The sequence below is a fragment of the Chloroflexota bacterium genome (assembly GCA_020850535.1).
Taxonomy (GTDB): Bacteria; Chloroflexota; UBA6077; order UBA6077; family JACCZL01; genus JADZEM01.
Map to the genome: position 1 here is coordinate 17974 of JADZEM010000141.1, position 16043 is coordinate 34016.

Below are 16043 nucleotides of genomic sequence, written 5' to 3' on the forward strand. Positions count from 1 at the left end.
GCTTCCGCTATGCGTCACCGCACGTTCCTTGCACTGGCCGCCGCTGCCGCGCTGGCAGCCGGCAGCCTCGTCACCGTCACCCGGCCAGCAGCGGTCTCTGCTGCCCCCACGGCCGCCGACGATCTCCGCTCCACCGTCGCCGTCGTCGGCGACGGCCGCGTCACCGTCCAGCCGGATCTCGCGACGGTGACGTTCGGCGTCGAGGCGACCGGCCAGACGCTGGCCGCCGTCCAGGCGGACGCCTCCACCCGCATGCAGGCCGTCATCGACGGGCTGGTGGGGCTGGGCATGCCCCGCGAGGACATCAAGACCAGCCGCATCTCGGCCAGCCCCGTCTACGACCAGCGGGACAACACCCAGATTCGCGGCTACCGGGCGAGCAACTCCGTCCAGGTGAAGCTGCGCGAGCTTGACCGCGTCGGCCAGATCGTGGACGCGATCACGGCGGCTGGCGCGAACCGCGTTGAGGGGCTGGCGTTCTCCGTTGAGAAGATCGAGGAGCCGAAGAACCAGGCCCGCGCCCAGGCCATGCAGAACGCGCGCGTCAAGGCCGATCAGCTAGCCGCCCTGGCCGGCATGCGGATTACCGGCATCAAGGCGATCCAGGAGTCCGACGCGTCGTCCTCGCCGGTCCAGTACGCGCAGCCCGCGGCCGCCCGCGCCGAGGGGGCGGTTGCTGCCCCGCCACCGATCGAGCCGGGCACGCAGGAGATTCGGACCCAGGTCACCGTCACGTACATCATGGAATAGCTGCCGCCTACTCGCCCGTCGGCAGCTCCAGCCGCACCCGCGTCCCGCGTCCGGGCGCCGAGTCCAGGATCAGCCGGCCGCCCACCAGCCCGGCCCGCTCGTGCATCCCGAACAGCCCCAGGCTTCGCTGCCGACTGTCGAGCGCCGTCTCCAACTGGAAGCCTCGGCCGTCGTCGGCGATGCTGATCGTCAGGATTGACGGGCCGGCCCCCAGCCGGATCTCGGCGCGGCTGGCCCCGCTGTGGCGGGCCACGTTTGAGAGCGCTTCCTGAATCACCCGGAACGCCACCAGCTCGACGTCCGGTGGCAACCGCTCCGGACGGCGGGTCATCCGCACATCGACGGGGATGCCCGTGCGGTGAGAGAACTGCCGGGCGAACGCCTCGACGGCCGCCACCAGCCCGAGGTCGTCGAGCATCGTCGGGCGGAGTTCGAGGGCCATGCGGCGGACCCCTTCGAGCGCTTCGGAGGTCAGCACGCGCAGGTCGGCCATCGTCCGCTGCAGGGACTCGGGGTCCGGCGAGCGCTCGGCCACCCGCTGGCGCACCAGCAACGAGGCCAGGGCCTGGGCCGTCTCGTCGTGCAGCTCGCGGGAGATGCGGAGACGCTCCTCCTCCTGCGCGTTGATGATCTGCGAGGAGAGCGCCCGCAGCCGCGCCCCGTGCTCGTCCAGCCGGTCGAGCATCGCATTCATCGTCTCGCGGAGCGTCTCGATCTGCGGATCGCTGAACGGATCGCGCTCGACGCGCGCGCGGAGGTTCCCCTTACGGACCTTCTCGACGGTCCGGGTGATGCCGTCGAGCGGGCGGAGCGCCAGCTTCAGCACGATCCAGTTCACCATCACGCTCAGCAGGGCGCCAATCGCCGCGAAGACGAACGCCAGCTCCAGCGGCGTCCCCGCCGACTCGCTCCTGACGGTGTGGGTGGTGACGTAGGTGCCGACGACTGCCCCGAAGATCACCACGCCGGCGTTGCCGACCATCACCTTGGTGAAGATCGGGAGGGCGGCGACGGTCGAGAACAACTGGCGACCGCGCACAGCCCAGCCGCCTGGCTCGGGCGACAGGGGGTCGGCGGAAACGGCCTCGGCGGGCGTAGCGTCAGCGGCAGCGGCGGCTGGCAGCTCACCGCCCTGCCGGGAGCCAGCCGGTTCGGGCGTGTGGCTGTCAGGCGTGGTGGTAGCCAGCGTCGGCCTCCTCAGGACGCCTGCCAGCATCCGCGGCGTCCCTGTCACATTGTACCGCCGCCACGCGCGCGGCACGGATGGGTCCTGCCCCTGGGAGCACCGCTCCTTCCCGCCCCACGGGGATCGCATGTTCGTTGGTGTACCCAGTACGTGGTAAGACGCGCAGTCGGGGCTAAAGCCCCGACGACGACGCACGACGCGCCCAACCTGCAAGTACCCTGCGTCCTGCCCTGCATTTCAATCGCGATTTTCACCGGCGTGGCATCATCGTAAGCTGGCCGGGCGATGACGATGCCCGCCGGGGCCGTTCGCTGACGCTGGCCGGGTTTGCACGACGGCCAACGCCTGGCCGGCGACCGTGAAGGGGATGGGGTTGGCACAACAGACGGCGGCAGCAGCGCGCCCCCAGCAGGGAGCACCGCACGCGGGGGGAGCCGCGCCGGCGGCAGACGAGCGGGCGTTCCCGCCCGGCCGCGCCCGGCAGATCATCACGGCCGGCCTGGTGCTGGCGATGGCCGTGGTGGCGCTCGAAACCACGGTGGTCGTCACGGCCCTGCCGACCATCGCCGGCGAGCTGGACCGGCTCGACCTCTACCCCTGGGTCTTCACGGCGTACCTGCTGACCTCGACGGTCACGGTGCCGCTCTACGGCAAGCTGGCGGATGTCTACGGCCGCCGGAGCGTCTTCCTGTTCGGGATCGTGCTGTTCCTGATCGGCTCGGTGCTGTGCGGCCTGGCCAGCGGCATGACGCAGCTGATCGTCTTCCGGGCGTTGCAGGGCCTGGGCGCCGGCGCGCTGATGCCCTCGATCTTCACCGTCGTGGCGGACCTCTACCGCCTGCAAGAGCGCGCAAAGGTCCAGGGCGCGTTCAGCACGCTCTGGGGCGTGACCTCTCTGGTTGGCCCGGGGCTGGGCGCGTACCTGACGGTTCACTGGTCGTGGCGGTCGGTCTTCTTCATCGGCGTGCCGTTCGGGCTGGCGGCGGCCATCTTCTTTATCTGCTTCTTCAAGGAGAAGGTGCAGGCGCGGCAGGTCTCCCTCGACGTGGCCGGCTCGGTCCTGCTGATGGGCAGCCTGACCACGCTCCTGCTGGCGCTCACCCAGGGCGCGGAGGGTGTCGGGTGGGCCTCCCCCTGGGTCATCGGGCTGCTGGTCGCCTGCGTCGTGATGACGGTCGGCCTGATCGTGGTGGAGCGGCGCGCGCCGGATCCCGTCGTGCCGCTGGCGATGTTCAAGCTGCGGGTGATGTCCGTGTCGTCGGCCGCCAACTTCCTGTCTGGCGCGGTGCTCTTCGGCGTGACCTCGTATGTGCCGCTGTTCGTGCAGGGCGCGCGCGGCGAGGGGGCAGCCGGCGCGGGCGTGGCGCTCACCCCGATGCTGGTCGCGTGGTCGATGAGCGGCTTCATGGGGCCGCGCCTGCTGCTCCGGTTCGGGTTCCGACCGCTGGCCATCGGCGCGACGACGATGATCGCCCTGGGGATGGCCGGGCTGCTGCTGGTGCGGCTGGACACGCCGTCGCTCTGGCTCTGGATCTCGATGGCGCTGCTCGGCCTCGGGTTCGGCCCGAGCATGGCCGCCTTCCTGATGACGCTGCAAGAGGCCGTGCCCTGGCGTCAGCGCGGCGTCGCGACCTCCTCCACCCAGCTGTTCCGGAGCCTGGGCGGCACCATCGGCGTGGCCCTGCTCGGCTCGATCCTCCACGTCAACCTGATGGCGCAGGTCGCGGCGGCCGGCTACGATGCCTCGGCCATCAGCGGCCTGCTCGACCCGGCCGGCGGCGGGGCCGTCGAGGCCAGCCTGCGCGCCGCCCTCGGCGCAGCCTTGCAGCCCGTCTTCTGGCTCACGTTCCTGTGCGCCGCCGCCACCGTCGCGATGGTGCTGGTCTTCGCGCGGGAGGACAAGCTGCCCGCGCCGGCGGCCGGCGAGATCGTGCCGGCCGCCCTTGACAGATCGGTGAGCGGTGGCATGGAGTAGGCCGGGTCCGGAGCATCAGGCGAGCCGGGGCCGCGCCCGCTGGTTTCCCCTGCATGAAGTCAGTCACACCGCTCAGCCAGGAATCCTGACAGGAATGTCAGATGCGCCCCATACCAGGGCGCGTATCGCAGCCGGATGGCATGATCCCCGGGAGGCACGAGCAAGCCCATCTGCGCATGATTCGCTCGCACGAGCGCCGCTGGCACACCATCAATGGTCGCCACCCACGCGGGGTTCCACGTATTTCCGACCACAAGAAAGGTAGCGCCATCGGCTGAAGAGGAGAGCGCAATACCATCCGGCGCGTAGCACGTCACCCTCATGTTTCCGACCGTCAGCGCACCAGCCGCATTCGCAAGAGCATTCGCCGTGTCGGATGCGCGTTCTACGATCGCACTACTGCGCAACTCCTCAAGCGTCATGGCCTCAAGGCGGTCGAGCACGCCTTTTCCAGAGGGCAACACTTCTATGCGGGATACAGCACGAAAACGTGGGAGGACATTCCTGTTCTCATAGATGTAGAGATCCTTGCCTTCACGCTTGCGCTCGATCGCCTGGAGGCCGTCTGCAACGACCCGCCCCGGTATCTCTGTCAACACCACACGCTCGAAGCGTGTCGTCGGAGCATTGACCAATCCCGTCGCATAGTCATGATTGTCAATCAGCCTCGGTGGCCGCGCCGGTGCATGCACGAGTTGCAGCCCTTCACCCTGGAGCGGAAAGCGAGAGAACACGTATTTCACATTGAGCATCGAGAGGAGCCGCACGTTGAATCGAGCATCGAAGTCGAAGCCTGCTTGGAGCGCCGCTATCGGATCCTCACCGGGCAACAGGCCGATCGGGGCGAGGCCGAGGCTGAGACCCAGGAAGATATAGTGGTCCTGAGGACGTCCGTCCGGCGGATCGAAGACGGCCCGTGTGGCAGGCACCTTCTCCATGAGCGGCGCAATGATCCGCAGCCACACGTCTCGGTACACCGATGGATAGAGGTTCGACCAGCCATCGGCAGTTTCGAAGCCCTGACCATACGCATAGGCGGGCTGAAGATCGAGGACGCTCGCGACGCGGTAGATCGAGGTGTCAGAGCGTCGCAGCTCCTCAAGAGCAGGCGCCTGATAGTGCTTCTCGCCCCAGCCATCCACCATCAATGGGTAGTAGAGACTCGCCTTCGGCCAGATGAGCAGCACGGCAACGGCACCCACGAGGGCCACGAGTGGCGCGCGACGGAGCAGCGCTGGACGCATTTCGTGGACGAGCACGTTCGCCGCGAGCGCCGTCAGCACCGAGATCATGAACGCAGCCGGCAGCGTGTAGAACCGCCCCATGTAGAGGCCAGCAACCCAGGGCAGCGCCATCATCGTCAGCGCCTGCGCCGCGATCCACGCCACCTTGAGCGACAGCAACAGGTAGAGCAAAGCGATCCGCAGCAGGAGCGTGGCTTCGCGCTTCGACGATCGTCGAAGCAGCACGATGCCAACGCCACCGACCAGTGCGGCTGGCGCCAGGGCGATGGCGATGCCGCGCAGCAGTTTGTCCTGATCGAGAAAGTCAAACTGTAGCTGGTAGTAGAACAGTCCGGGGATCGACACTGACACCGGCTCCAGCGCGAATGCAGCACGGTGTGAGAACGGTGCATTTGCCAGGGCGGCGAGGGTTTGGGGCAGCTCGACGACGGTCAGGCCAACAAAGAACAGCCCGATCACGAGGTAGGGACGTCCGTGGCGTCGAGCGAGCACCAGTGCGGACCAGCCGACGGCAAACACAAACAAGTAGGGGGCGCTCTGGCTAAAAGTCACAAGCGTCGAGAAGAGCGCTCCCGCGGCGGGCGCCAGAAGCCACCAGCGCCGCCGTGCGTCGATCCACGAGAGCAGCCAGATCAACAGCGGCACACTGGCGAAGGCGAACATCTCCCCCACGGTGAAATAGCCGAGGCCAGCATGCACAAGCGCTGCCAGCACACACCATCGCTTCGACAACCGCAGTTGATCGGCACAGACGCGGGCGGTGAAGTACACGGCCACAACGCGCTGGGCGAAGACATGCAGACCGTTCGCCAGCCAGGTTGGCAGGAACGTAAAGAGCAGCGGCTCAACGTTGAACGGATCGGCGTTGCCCCAGAACGAGAGACGATCGAGCCCACCCGCGACGAACGGGGCCCAGAGCGACCATGTACTGCCTGACCGAGCGAGTCCCAGGTGAACCGGAATCGTCTCCAGGCTCGCGCCGTAGCCGTACATCCAGGAGTATGGCCCGAGCAGGAGATACTCGAAGCTGAGCCACGCGGCAGTGAGCACTGCCACGGACAGGAACAGGCGGTCACGCCCCCAGACCAGTGCCCGAGTGCGCATGTTCACGGCGCGATGCGTCATCCCTCAGAGACTGGCATCAGACACTGGTCCGACTGTCGGGCAGCCTGAGCCGGCTCGTCCAGGCTGGCGCCTGTAGCAGGCCCGATTCGTACCGTCTCAGCCCCCACACGCCGCCGAGCATCAGCACAGCACCAGCCGTCAGAAAAAGCGCGATCATCGAGGGGCGCGCAACGGGCTCGAAACGAAGCGTGGCGTGCGTCGCCCCCGGCGGGATCAGGAGGCCACGCATCACCAGATTGGTGGGGTAGAGCTTCGTCGGTTCTCCCTGAACTTCGGCTCGCCAGAGCGGATGAAACAGCTCATTCAGCACAAGGAAGCGCGGCCTGTTCGAAGGTGACAACTCGATCTGGACCGTGTCATCGCCGTAGCGGGCTGAGATCGCGCCCTCAGCTGCCAGATCAAGCGGTCCGTCGTACTGCTCGACCACGCTCCGTCGAGCGACATCTAGGACCGGCGTAGCGCCACTGGGAAACAACACGGCGCCTGCGGCGTTGATGTCGAGCACTGGTTGTATCGACGCCGCAAAGAACTCCCGTGGGACCGGAACGGTCGGGTTCTCAACGATCTGCACGTCACTCGGACGAACATCTCGGGCAGTCCGGTCCGGAGGCACGTTTGTATACAGGTCAGGTGTCACGTGAACGGCATGTTTGACGCCCAGGAATGCGAGCAGTGGCCAGGGCAGCGCATCAAATGACGTGAAGGAGATCGTGCGCAGCCCGAGCGCATCGTCCGGCCAGGGGAGCCGGGTGACACGGCGCGGAATCAGGCTGCTGTAGCCATCGACCTGTCGCCAGTGCCAGAACGCGGACACATGCGCTGCGCAGAGCGGTGTTACTTCCTTCGGCGGACACACACTGACCGTACGATACCGGTCGACCTCCAAGACGTCGTGAAACGCCTGTCGCGCTTCACGTCCCGGCATCCTGAAGGCCCAGGGGTCAGCCTGAACGAAATCGCCCTGCGCGAACGGCACTGGTGAGTGGTTCTGCGGCCCGTTCACCTGCGCATCGGCATACGTCAGCGATTCGGCGACCATCGCCGCGCCAAGGGCGACCACCAGCACCATGCGAACGTTCGGGGAACCCCGCGTCAGCGCCGCCACAACCAGGACGAGCCCCAGAATGACCAGTGCGGCTTCAATCCTCAGGACGCTGCGCACGGCCACGAACCACAGCTCACCAGCGGGAGATTCAGGCAGTGGCGGCAGCGCGGCAGGCGCCACGATCTCTGTAGGCGGAGACGCTGGCGAGCACTCGTCTGAGACGCACGCACGGTAGCGAACGAGCATCACGGTGTCAGGACTCACCGGCAACACCGCCGTCGTTTGACCGTGTGCGCGGCTCACCTCGACGAACTCCGGTGACATCTCATCATTCACTTCAAGCGCATAGAGGTCAGCGCCCGCCACCGGCTGCCAGTCGATCGTCAGTTCCGTTGGTGACAGCGCGATCCGCCGGGGGGCAACAGGCGGTGGCGACAACCGCCGCGTTGGGGACACGCCTGGGAGGGAGCCGGTCGAGCCGCCATCCTCGACCGTGACTTCGTCGCCGAACGGCGAGCACAGGCCACCGACACAGGCGCGCACACGCACCGTGTACCGCGAGGCCGACCGAGGGCCGTCGATTTCACGAGCGGTCTCGCCAGGCCTAAGCGTTGCCACCTCACGAAATCGATCGCTCCCACGTGGCCGAGCCTCGACATGGTACGTTGCCTGACCCACATGCTCCTGCCACTGGATACGGAGTTTCCGCGATCCCGTAAGCTCCACCAGCGGCCTGGGAGGGGGCGACGGCGGCGTAACCGGAAGCGCGAGCCGAGGGGGCATCCGGACGTCAACCGGCGGCGAAGGCTCAGAACAGGTCACATCAGCCGACGCCGAGCCACACGACTTCACGCGGACCTGGTACGTCTCCCCCACCGCGAGGTCACCCAGGCGATAGGCGAGTTGATTGCCCTGAACGCGGCCGACCTCCGTGAGGTGTTGAAACATCTGGCCGAAGATTTCAATGCGATAGCTCACGGCGCCATCTACGGCCGCCCAGCTCACATCGATCTGGGTACGACTGGCAGGGACAGCACGCACCGTCGCGGGCGCCTGTACCTCAGAAGATACAACGCCAGCCGTGAGGAGCTGCGCGTTCATTCGACCAAGGCGCTGAAGCGAGGTGGTGCTCGGTACCGTTGCATCTTGACCAAGATTCGTCGCCAGGGACATGGCGCCGTACAGAACCGCCCCGAGACCGAGGCCGGCGACGATGTGGAGGGGCTTGAACGTCAGCCTGCCCACAGAAGAGGAACGCGCCAACGCATCCAGGGCGACCGTCGTGAGGGCCACTTGCACGATGAGGCCAGCAACGACAATCCTCGCATGCGTAAAATCCATGCTCCCAAACATCACGTAGAGCACCCAGAGAGCGTCCTTCGATACAAAGAGGCAGCATATGAGCAACATAAACGCGACAAAGAAGGGGACATCCTCATCAAGTCCAGGCGGCCAGAATATCTTTCCAGGACGTATGTTTCGAAGATATACTATGGCGTACACCATATATACCGTTACGAATAGTGCCGCCAGCGATGAACTCCCAAGCAGCATGCCTTCGTGTACATTGACATTGTTTCCGAATGCCACTACCTCACTCATGCTCCGACCGAATATCTCTGCATCAAACCAGCGAAGCATCTCCCTTGGCAGAACGTTCTGAAACGTGTAGACCTCATCAAATGTTCTCGGCTGCAGACTGTCGCGCTGTCGGTCAAGGAGCCGGAGCTCATCAGCGATAGAAACAATCCGAGGCAACGCTCCGACCAGCGCGATGCCCAGCGAAGCGGCCGTGACAACCATCGGCCTGAAGGAACGGCGGAGCGCCGAGCGGTATGCTGCGTAGAGCCCCAGAATCATGCAGGCATAGGCAGCCTTCTGAAGGAAGGTGAAGAGGAGTAAGGACGCCAGGATCACACTCAGAGCAATCAGTGATATCCAGAGTTTATGACGTCCTATCCTTCGAATGACCAGGAGCATCAATGGTATATGGATAGCCACGGCAAAGCTCATATCATTTTGACTGACCTTCAGAACGGAAAATGCAGAGAGTTGATAGAGGGCTGCGCCAACACATGCCACGAGGCGAGATGTCGATAGCTCTCGGAGAAATACATAGGCTGACCATCCGGCGATAACCGCCAACGCCGTGGAGATGTAGGCAGATACCTGAAACAAGCTCTCCACAGGAAAGAGCGCCGCCAACACGGTCAGAGGGTTCGGAAAGGTGTAGGGCAGAGCGAGCGTGTTCAGGCCTACAAGGCTGGCATCGCTCCAGGCCAACAGATGCGCACGCTGCAAACCATCAACGTGATGCCTCACGATGTTCAAGAAGCTGCTGAGTCGGTCGAAGTCGCCGATGAAGGTGGCGCTGCCCGTCAGCCCGCGGCGAAACACGAAGACAACCACGAGGGCGAGCGCGCCTAACGCGACGAGATCGCGCCAGAACACGCGTCCCAGACCGTGCAACACCGTATCCCGAGGACGAGGCGCCTGAGCGGGCGTCGTCCCTGTCGCCCTGGTCTCCGATCTGGTCACCACGTCTGTCCCCTGATGCTCCCCCAGGACTGCGCCGCGCTGGACGTGAGGGGATGACGGACAGGCCCATCACCTTCATCAAGGTCGAGCATGAGCTATGCCGCGAGTGGCTCAGCGCACGCCTCTTCCGCCCGCCACCCCGGCAGCGCTCGGGATTCGCGATACTGAGACCCCTGAAGCGTCTGGATGCGTCCAGTTCTGTATCTTAGGCAACGCGGCGATGAGTATCCACTCTGGACTGCGACCGGATGCGATGGCGATGCTCGGCGGATCTGGCGCTTCGTCGACGACAGGAGCGGTTCGCCACTCATGAAGGCGGGTCTTTGGCGGTGGTCACCTGCCCACCCCTCTCCGGGCCAGCGACGAAACCGGTACCATCACTCTCCAGGAGGATCATCAGGCCATGGAGAGCGGATTTGACCTGCTCGTGGAGCGGGGCTTCGTCTATCAGTCGTCGAACGACCAGGCGTTGCGCGCGGCGCTCGCGCGTCCCCTCACGCTCTATTGTGGCTACGATCCGACCGCCAACAGCCTGACCGTCGGCCACCTCGTCCCGATCATGATGCTGGCCCACCTTCAGCGGGCCGGCCACCACCCCATCGCGCTCGTCGGCGGCGGCACCACCATGGTCGGCGACCCGACCGGCAAGGCCGAGGCACGGGTCATGATGACCAAAGAGCAGATCGCCACCAACCAGGAAGCGATCAAGGGGCAGTTGGCACACTACCTCGACTTCTCCCCCGCATCACCCGTGCAGGCCAGGATGGTCAACAACGCCGACTGGCTCATGAAGCTCGGCTACATCGACTTCCTGCGGGAGATCGGCCGGCACTTCAGCGTCAACCAGATGCTCCAGCACGAGACCTATCGCGACCGGCTCCAGGGCTCCGGCCTGAGCTTTATCGAGATGAACTACGTGCTGCTCCAGGCGTACGACTTCCTGCACCTGTACCGCGAGTACGGCTGCACGCTTCAGGTCGGCGGCACCGACCAGTGGTTCAACATCCTGGCCGGCGCCGAGCTGATCCGCCGGGCTGACGGCGGCGAGGCGTTCGCGCTGGTGGCCCCGCTGATCACCACCGCGTCTGGGGCCAAGATGGGGAAGACGGAGGCCGGGGCGGTCTGGCTCTCGCCGGAGCGGACCACGCCGTACGCCTTCTACCAGTTCTGGGTCAACACCGAGGACGCCGACGTCGGGCGGTTCCTCCGCCTGTTCACGTTCTTCGCAGCGGACGAGATCGCGCGGCTGGCCGACCTCGGCGGGGCCGAGCTGCGCACGGCCAAGGAGATCCTGGCGTTCGAGGTCACCCGCATCGTGCACGGCGAGGCGGCGGCCACCGAGGCGCAGCAGGCCGCGCGCGCCCTCTTCGGCGGCGAGGGCGGCTCGCTGGAGCATGTCCCCACCACGGCGCTCCCCTCGGACCGCCTGGCCGAGGGCATCGAGGTGGTCGAGCTGCTGGTGCTCGGCGCGCTGGCAAGCTCCAAGAGCAGCGCACGACAGCTCATCAAGCAGGGCGGCGTCTCGTTGGGCGATCGCCGCGTTGAGACGCCGGACGTTCGCATCACGCGCGAGCAGATCGGCGAGCAGGGCATCCTGCTGCGGGCCGGGAAGAAGCGCTTCCACCGGTTTGTGTCCAGTGTGTAGCCCGGCCGCAACACGCGCGGGGCGGGGGAGAAGGACTGAGGAGGGCTGGCCGCGCCACCGCGCGGCCAGCCCTCCTTCATCTTTCTGCAATGCGCGGCCAGGGTCACACCAGCGGAGAAACCACCGGGAGTCCGGCGGCTACAGGTCAGCACGGTGACGTTTCAGGCGCAGCGCGTCACCAAAAACGTGACAGAACGATTGTTCATGATGACGACGACAGACCAACCTGTTGGCGAATGAACAAAATCCTGCTATTGTTAGCCCGAATCTGCCCAATGTCCCCTTTCCGGGGGTAGCTGGGTCCGCATCGGAGGTGCGGCGTATGGCTGCGGTTCGCGCGGTCTTGATCGCCATCATGATCCTGGCGATGGCGGTAACGCCGTTGCTCGTTCCGTCGTTTGGCGGCGGCTCGGACAGTTCCACCGCGTACGCTTCGTTCGCTGGTGGCACACGCACAGGTGACCGGTCTGTTGCTCCGCAGCAGAACGGGAACAATAACGACAACGACGACGACGACGACGACAACGACGACGGCGATAACGACGACGACGATAACGACGACGGCGATAACGACGACGACGACAATAACGACAACGACAGCGACGATAACGACAACGGCGACGACGGCGATGACAACGACAACGACAGCGACGGCAATGACAACGTCCGAATCGTTGTGCAGTCACCGCGTGACAGCGTCAATCGGCCGACCAAGTGCTTCGACACGCGCGAGGTCAGCACGATCCAGCTCGGCACTGGCAGCTACGATGTGACCGTCCAGGTCATGCCGCACTCCAGCTTCGGCCAGACGACCCGGATGACGCTCCGTGCGCTCGATCCGTCGTCGGTGCCTGGCCCGGGCTCGGCAGGCACGCTCGTGGACAGCGTGGTCTTCCAGCTCGACGCGCAGGCTGGCTGCGACGGCGCTGCCATCGGCACCCTGCCGAACGCCGTCAACCTCGGGATTGTCTACAACGTGACCAGCTCGGTCGACAAGGCCAAGCTGCAGATCGTCAAGCTCGACGGCAGCTCCTGGACCAACGTCGCGACGGTTCCGGACCCAACCGCGGGCAACCCGTACGTCTCGGCGACGATCTCGAGCGCTGGCACCTACGCGCTGATCCAGAAGCCGTAAGCGTTCCGCACGGCACGTCGTCCCTGCCTCGGCAGGGGCGACGCTCCAGAGTTTGGGCAGAAGCGCCGATGCTGGGAAACCAGCATCGGCGTCTTGCTGTCGTGTGTGGGTACGGCGTCTCCGTCGTGGAATGCTTCTTGCGTCGGGGCGATCCTGAGCCACCTGCTGGCTCCAGCTCCAGGAGGATCCCGTCACATGTCCAGACTTCGTGCGCTCCTCATCTCCCTCACGATCCTGGCAATGGCCGTGGCGCCGTTGCTCGTGCCGACGTTGACCGCTGGCGGCCCCAGCAGCAGCCGGGCCTATGCCGCCACGGCGGGCGCGCCCGTGAGCCAGGACAACGACGATGAAGACAACGATGATGATGATGACGAGGACAACGACGACAGCGACAATGACGACGCCGACAACGATGATGACGGCGACAACCAGGACGACGACGACAACCAGGACGACGACGACAACGACGACAGCGACAACGACGATGGCGATGACAACGGGAACGGCAACGCCAACGACAATGGCGACGACGGGGATGTCGCGCCGGCGCCGGTCACCGCGGCCCCAGCAGCGCCGTCAGCCTCGGCCTGCACCACGCCCGGGCAGGAGACCGCTGTCAGCTCGGCAGATGGCCGCGTGTCGGCCCGCGTCTTCAGCAGCATGACGCAGTCGATCAAGCTCACCATCGCCAGCCCCATCGATCCGGCCTCGGTGCCGCCGGCCCCCGGCGCAGTGGTTGGCGGTCAACTGTTCCAGATCGTCGCGCAGACCTGTGATGGCGCTCCGATCGCCGCGCTGCCCGCCGAGATCAACGTCGGGGTCAGCTACTCGGATGCGGACGCCGCTGGCCTGAACGAGTCGAACTTTACGCTCTCCCGCCTGGACACCTCGGCCAACCAGTGGCGCGCCACCCCGAAGCAGGCCGCCGACCCGGCCGGCAACTTCACCTCGGCCACCATCACCGAGATGGGCTACTACGTCCTGCACCAGCGGTAAGCGACTCGCTCATTTTGGCGGACGCTGTCGCGCGGGGCTCGTCCCCCACCCTGCATGCGCGAGAACGGCTGAATGCAGCGCGGGGGCATGTCCCCCGCCCGTTCTTCTCAGGAACGGGCGGGGGACATGCCCCCGCGCTGCAGCGTTCGTCGATCTGCGATCATCTTCCACCTGGCCGCGCGCAGCCGTAGAAAGCTCACCCCGCCGACAACATGCGCACGCCCGCTCACGGTTGCACGATTGAGAGGGCGGGGCGGGCAACCGGCCCGGCCCGCCATTCGTGTTATACGGTGAGACGCCGCGCACCGCCTGCGCTGGCATCCCCGTGCGTACGCTGGCAGCCGTGTCTGGCGGAAGGCCCAGCGTCGTCGGATGGCATCCCTGACTCACTCGTGATCCTGGCCGCCCTCGGCAGCACCGAGCTGCGCCAGCACTGGAGGCTGAAAAGACGATGACCCTCTTCCGTCTGCTGCAAGTCAGCGTAGTGATCGTGCTGCTGTTCGGCAGCACCTGGGTCGTCCGCGTGCTGGGGATGGCCGCCGAGCCGCCCGGCAGCTCTCCAACGTGGCTGGCCAGCAGCACGGCGCTGGCCGGGGTCTTGTCGCAGAACAACAATGACAACAGCGATAACAGCGACAATAGCAGCGGCGACGATAACAGCGACAACAGCGACAACGACGGCGGCGGCGACAATAACAGCGACAACAATGACAATGAGAGCAACGGCAATGACAACGGCTATGACGACAACGACAACTTCAACATCGATCTGCCGCCGATCCCGACCGGCCCGGTCCGCCCGCCCGAGCCAGAGTGCGCCCAGCCGGGACAGGACACGACCTTCACCTCGCGTGATGGCAAGGCGACCGTCCGCGTCTTCGCCTCGACGCCGCGCCCGGTCCGCATCGAGATCTATCAGGTGATCGACTTCCTCTCCGCGCCGCTGCCGCCGGGGAACCTTGTTGGCCTGCTGGCCTACGAGATCCGCGCCAGCTACTGCGACTCGAACCCGCTCTCCGAGTTGCCGGCCGAGGTCAATCTGGGCATCCGCTACAGCGACCTTGAGGCCACGGGCCTGGACGAGAGCCGCTTTGTGATCGGCCGGCTGGACGTGCCGTCTGGCGTCTGGACGCCGGTCGAAAAACGCGGCAACGATCCGTCGAGCAACTTCGTCTCTGCGACCATCAGCCAGACCGGGTTCTACATGGTCTGGGAGCTGCGCCCCTGACACGGCGCCCCCAACGGCGCCGCACCCCGGCTCACCTTGCGCGCTCAGCGTGGCGTACCATGAGGGTACGCCACGTTTGTTTGCCGGTCCACGAGAGACCTGGGAGGAGCGCACCATGTCGCAGCGACGTTTTCACGGGGTCGTGCCGCCGACGATCACCGCCCTCGACACCGATGAGAACCTTGACCGTGCGGCGATGTCCCGCCTCGTCGAGTATCAGATCAGCGGCGGGGTGAACGGTATCTTCGTGCTGGGCACCAACGGCGAGGGGCCGTGCCTGCGCGACGCCGTCCGTCAGGGCGCCTGCGAGGTCGCCGTGGAGACCGCCAACGGGCGCGTTCCGGTCATCGCAGGGGTGCTACAGCCGAGCACGGCCCGCATCATCGACGACGTCAAGCTGCTGGAGAGGACGGGCATCGCGGCAGTGGTCGTGACCACCCCGTACTACTTCGGCGGCTACAACGACGACGAGCTGGTCAACCACTACCGTCGCGTGGCCGATGCCACAGATCTGCCCGTCCTGGTCTACAACATCCCGCAGAACACGAAGGTTCCGGTCTCGGCGGGCGCCCTGTTCAAGATCGCCGAGGATCCCCGCATCGCCGGCGTCAAGGACAGCTCCGGCAACTGGGCGGAAGTCCAGCGGATGATCCTCGAGCGCCCGCGTGAGGACTTCACCATCCTCCAGGGCAACCAGCAGATGGGCGCCATCTCGCTGGTGCTCGGCGCAGACGGGCTGGTGCCGGGCTTTGCCAACGTTCACCCGCGCCTGCTCTCGGACCTGTACGCGGCGGCGCAGCGCGGCGACACGGCCGAGGCGTTCGCCATTCAGAAGAGGGTGGACGCGTTCCTCCGTATCCGGGGCCGGGCCTCGCTGCACTGCACCAAGCTGCTGGCCGCGCACCTCGGGCTGATCGAGCCGACGGTGACCGCGCCGCTGCCGCGCATGAACCCCGACGAGGCGAAACGGTACATCGACGCCTGCCTCGCGGCCGGCTTCCCCACCCGCGCCACAGTCTGAACCACATCCGACCTGAGAACCGCGGGCGTCCAGCGCCCAGGTGTATCTCACCCCCAGCCCCGCTCCGCGCCGGAGGATGATGTCGGCGAGGCCGATAGTCGCGCCGCGCGGCAGGCTGGGGGTGAGGCAATCCTGGGGCCGCGCAACTTGTGTGG

At 66.0% G+C, this 16043-nt stretch carries 10 protein-coding genes; 7 read left to right on the plus strand and 3 right to left on the minus strand.

Annotated elements, in window-relative coordinates; all coding sequences use genetic code 11:
• Positions 1-9 precede the first annotated feature (9 nt).
• The gene (locus tag IT306_20965; protein ID MCC7370898.1) at positions 10-750 is read left to right on the plus strand and encodes an SIMPL domain-containing protein; all 741 of its coding nucleotides are present in this window, start codon (positions 10-12) and stop codon (positions 748-750) included.
• Positions 751-757: 7 nt separating this feature from the next.
• Here the strand turns inward: IT306_20965 and IT306_20970 are convergent, their stop codons facing one another.
• The gene (locus IT306_20970) at positions 758-1966 is read right to left on the minus strand and encodes a sensor histidine kinase (protein MCC7370899.1); all 1209 of its coding nucleotides are present in this window, start codon (positions 1964-1966) and stop codon (positions 758-760) included.
• Between the two features lie 343 nt (positions 1967-2309).
• On the opposite strand from IT306_20970, the gene IT306_20975 reads away from it, so the two are divergent.
• A complete protein-coding gene (locus IT306_20975; GenBank protein ID MCC7370900.1) occupies positions 2310-3911 on the plus strand; it encodes an MFS transporter in 1602 nt (533 codons plus the stop codon).
• 59 nt (positions 3912-3970) lie between these two features.
• Here IT306_20975 and IT306_20980 read toward each other — a convergent pair whose 3' ends face one another.
• Both IT306_20980 and IT306_20985 read right to left on the minus strand, forming a co-directional pair.
• Positions 3971-6265 carry a hypothetical protein gene (locus tag IT306_20980; GenBank protein ID MCC7370901.1) on the minus strand — a complete coding sequence of 765 codons (2295 nt, stop codon included), beginning with the start codon at positions 6263-6265 and terminating at the stop codon, positions 3971-3973.
• Positions 6266-6296: 31 nt separating this feature from the next.
• Positions 6297-9794, minus strand: a complete 3498-nt coding sequence (locus IT306_20985) for a YfhO family protein (GenBank protein ID MCC7370902.1) — start codon at positions 9792-9794, stop codon at positions 6297-6299.
• A gap of 472 nt (positions 9795-10266) precedes the next feature.
• Here IT306_20985 and IT306_20990 point away from each other — a divergent pair, with 472 nt between their 5' ends.
• The 5 genes from IT306_20990 (at position 10267) to IT306_21010 (ending at position 15888) form a co-directional block, all read left to right on the plus strand.
• Positions 10267-11508 carry a tyrosine--tRNA ligase gene (locus tag IT306_20990; GenBank protein MCC7370903.1) on the plus strand — a complete coding sequence of 414 codons (1242 nt, stop codon included), beginning with the start codon at positions 10267-10269 and terminating at the stop codon, positions 11506-11508.
• Between the two features lie 229 nt (positions 11509-11737).
• The gene (locus IT306_20995) at positions 11738-12643 is read left to right on the plus strand and encodes a hypothetical protein (GenBank protein MCC7370904.1); all 906 of its coding nucleotides are present in this window, start codon (positions 11738-11740) and stop codon (positions 12641-12643) included.
• A gap of 195 nt (positions 12644-12838) precedes the next feature.
• The gene (locus IT306_21000) at positions 12839-13639 is read left to right on the plus strand and encodes a hypothetical protein (GenBank protein MCC7370905.1); all 801 of its coding nucleotides are present in this window, start codon (positions 12839-12841) and stop codon (positions 13637-13639) included.
• A gap of 451 nt (positions 13640-14090) precedes the next feature.
• Positions 14091-14867: a hypothetical protein gene (locus tag IT306_21005; protein ID MCC7370906.1), complete on the plus strand. Its 777-nt coding sequence runs from the start codon at positions 14091-14093 to the stop codon at positions 14865-14867.
• A gap of 115 nt (positions 14868-14982) precedes the next feature.
• On the plus strand, positions 14983-15888 hold the full coding sequence (locus IT306_21010) for a dihydrodipicolinate synthase family protein (GenBank protein MCC7370907.1): 906 nt from the start codon (positions 14983-14985) through the stop codon (positions 15886-15888).
• The last annotated feature ends 155 nt before the right edge of the window (positions 15889-16043 follow it).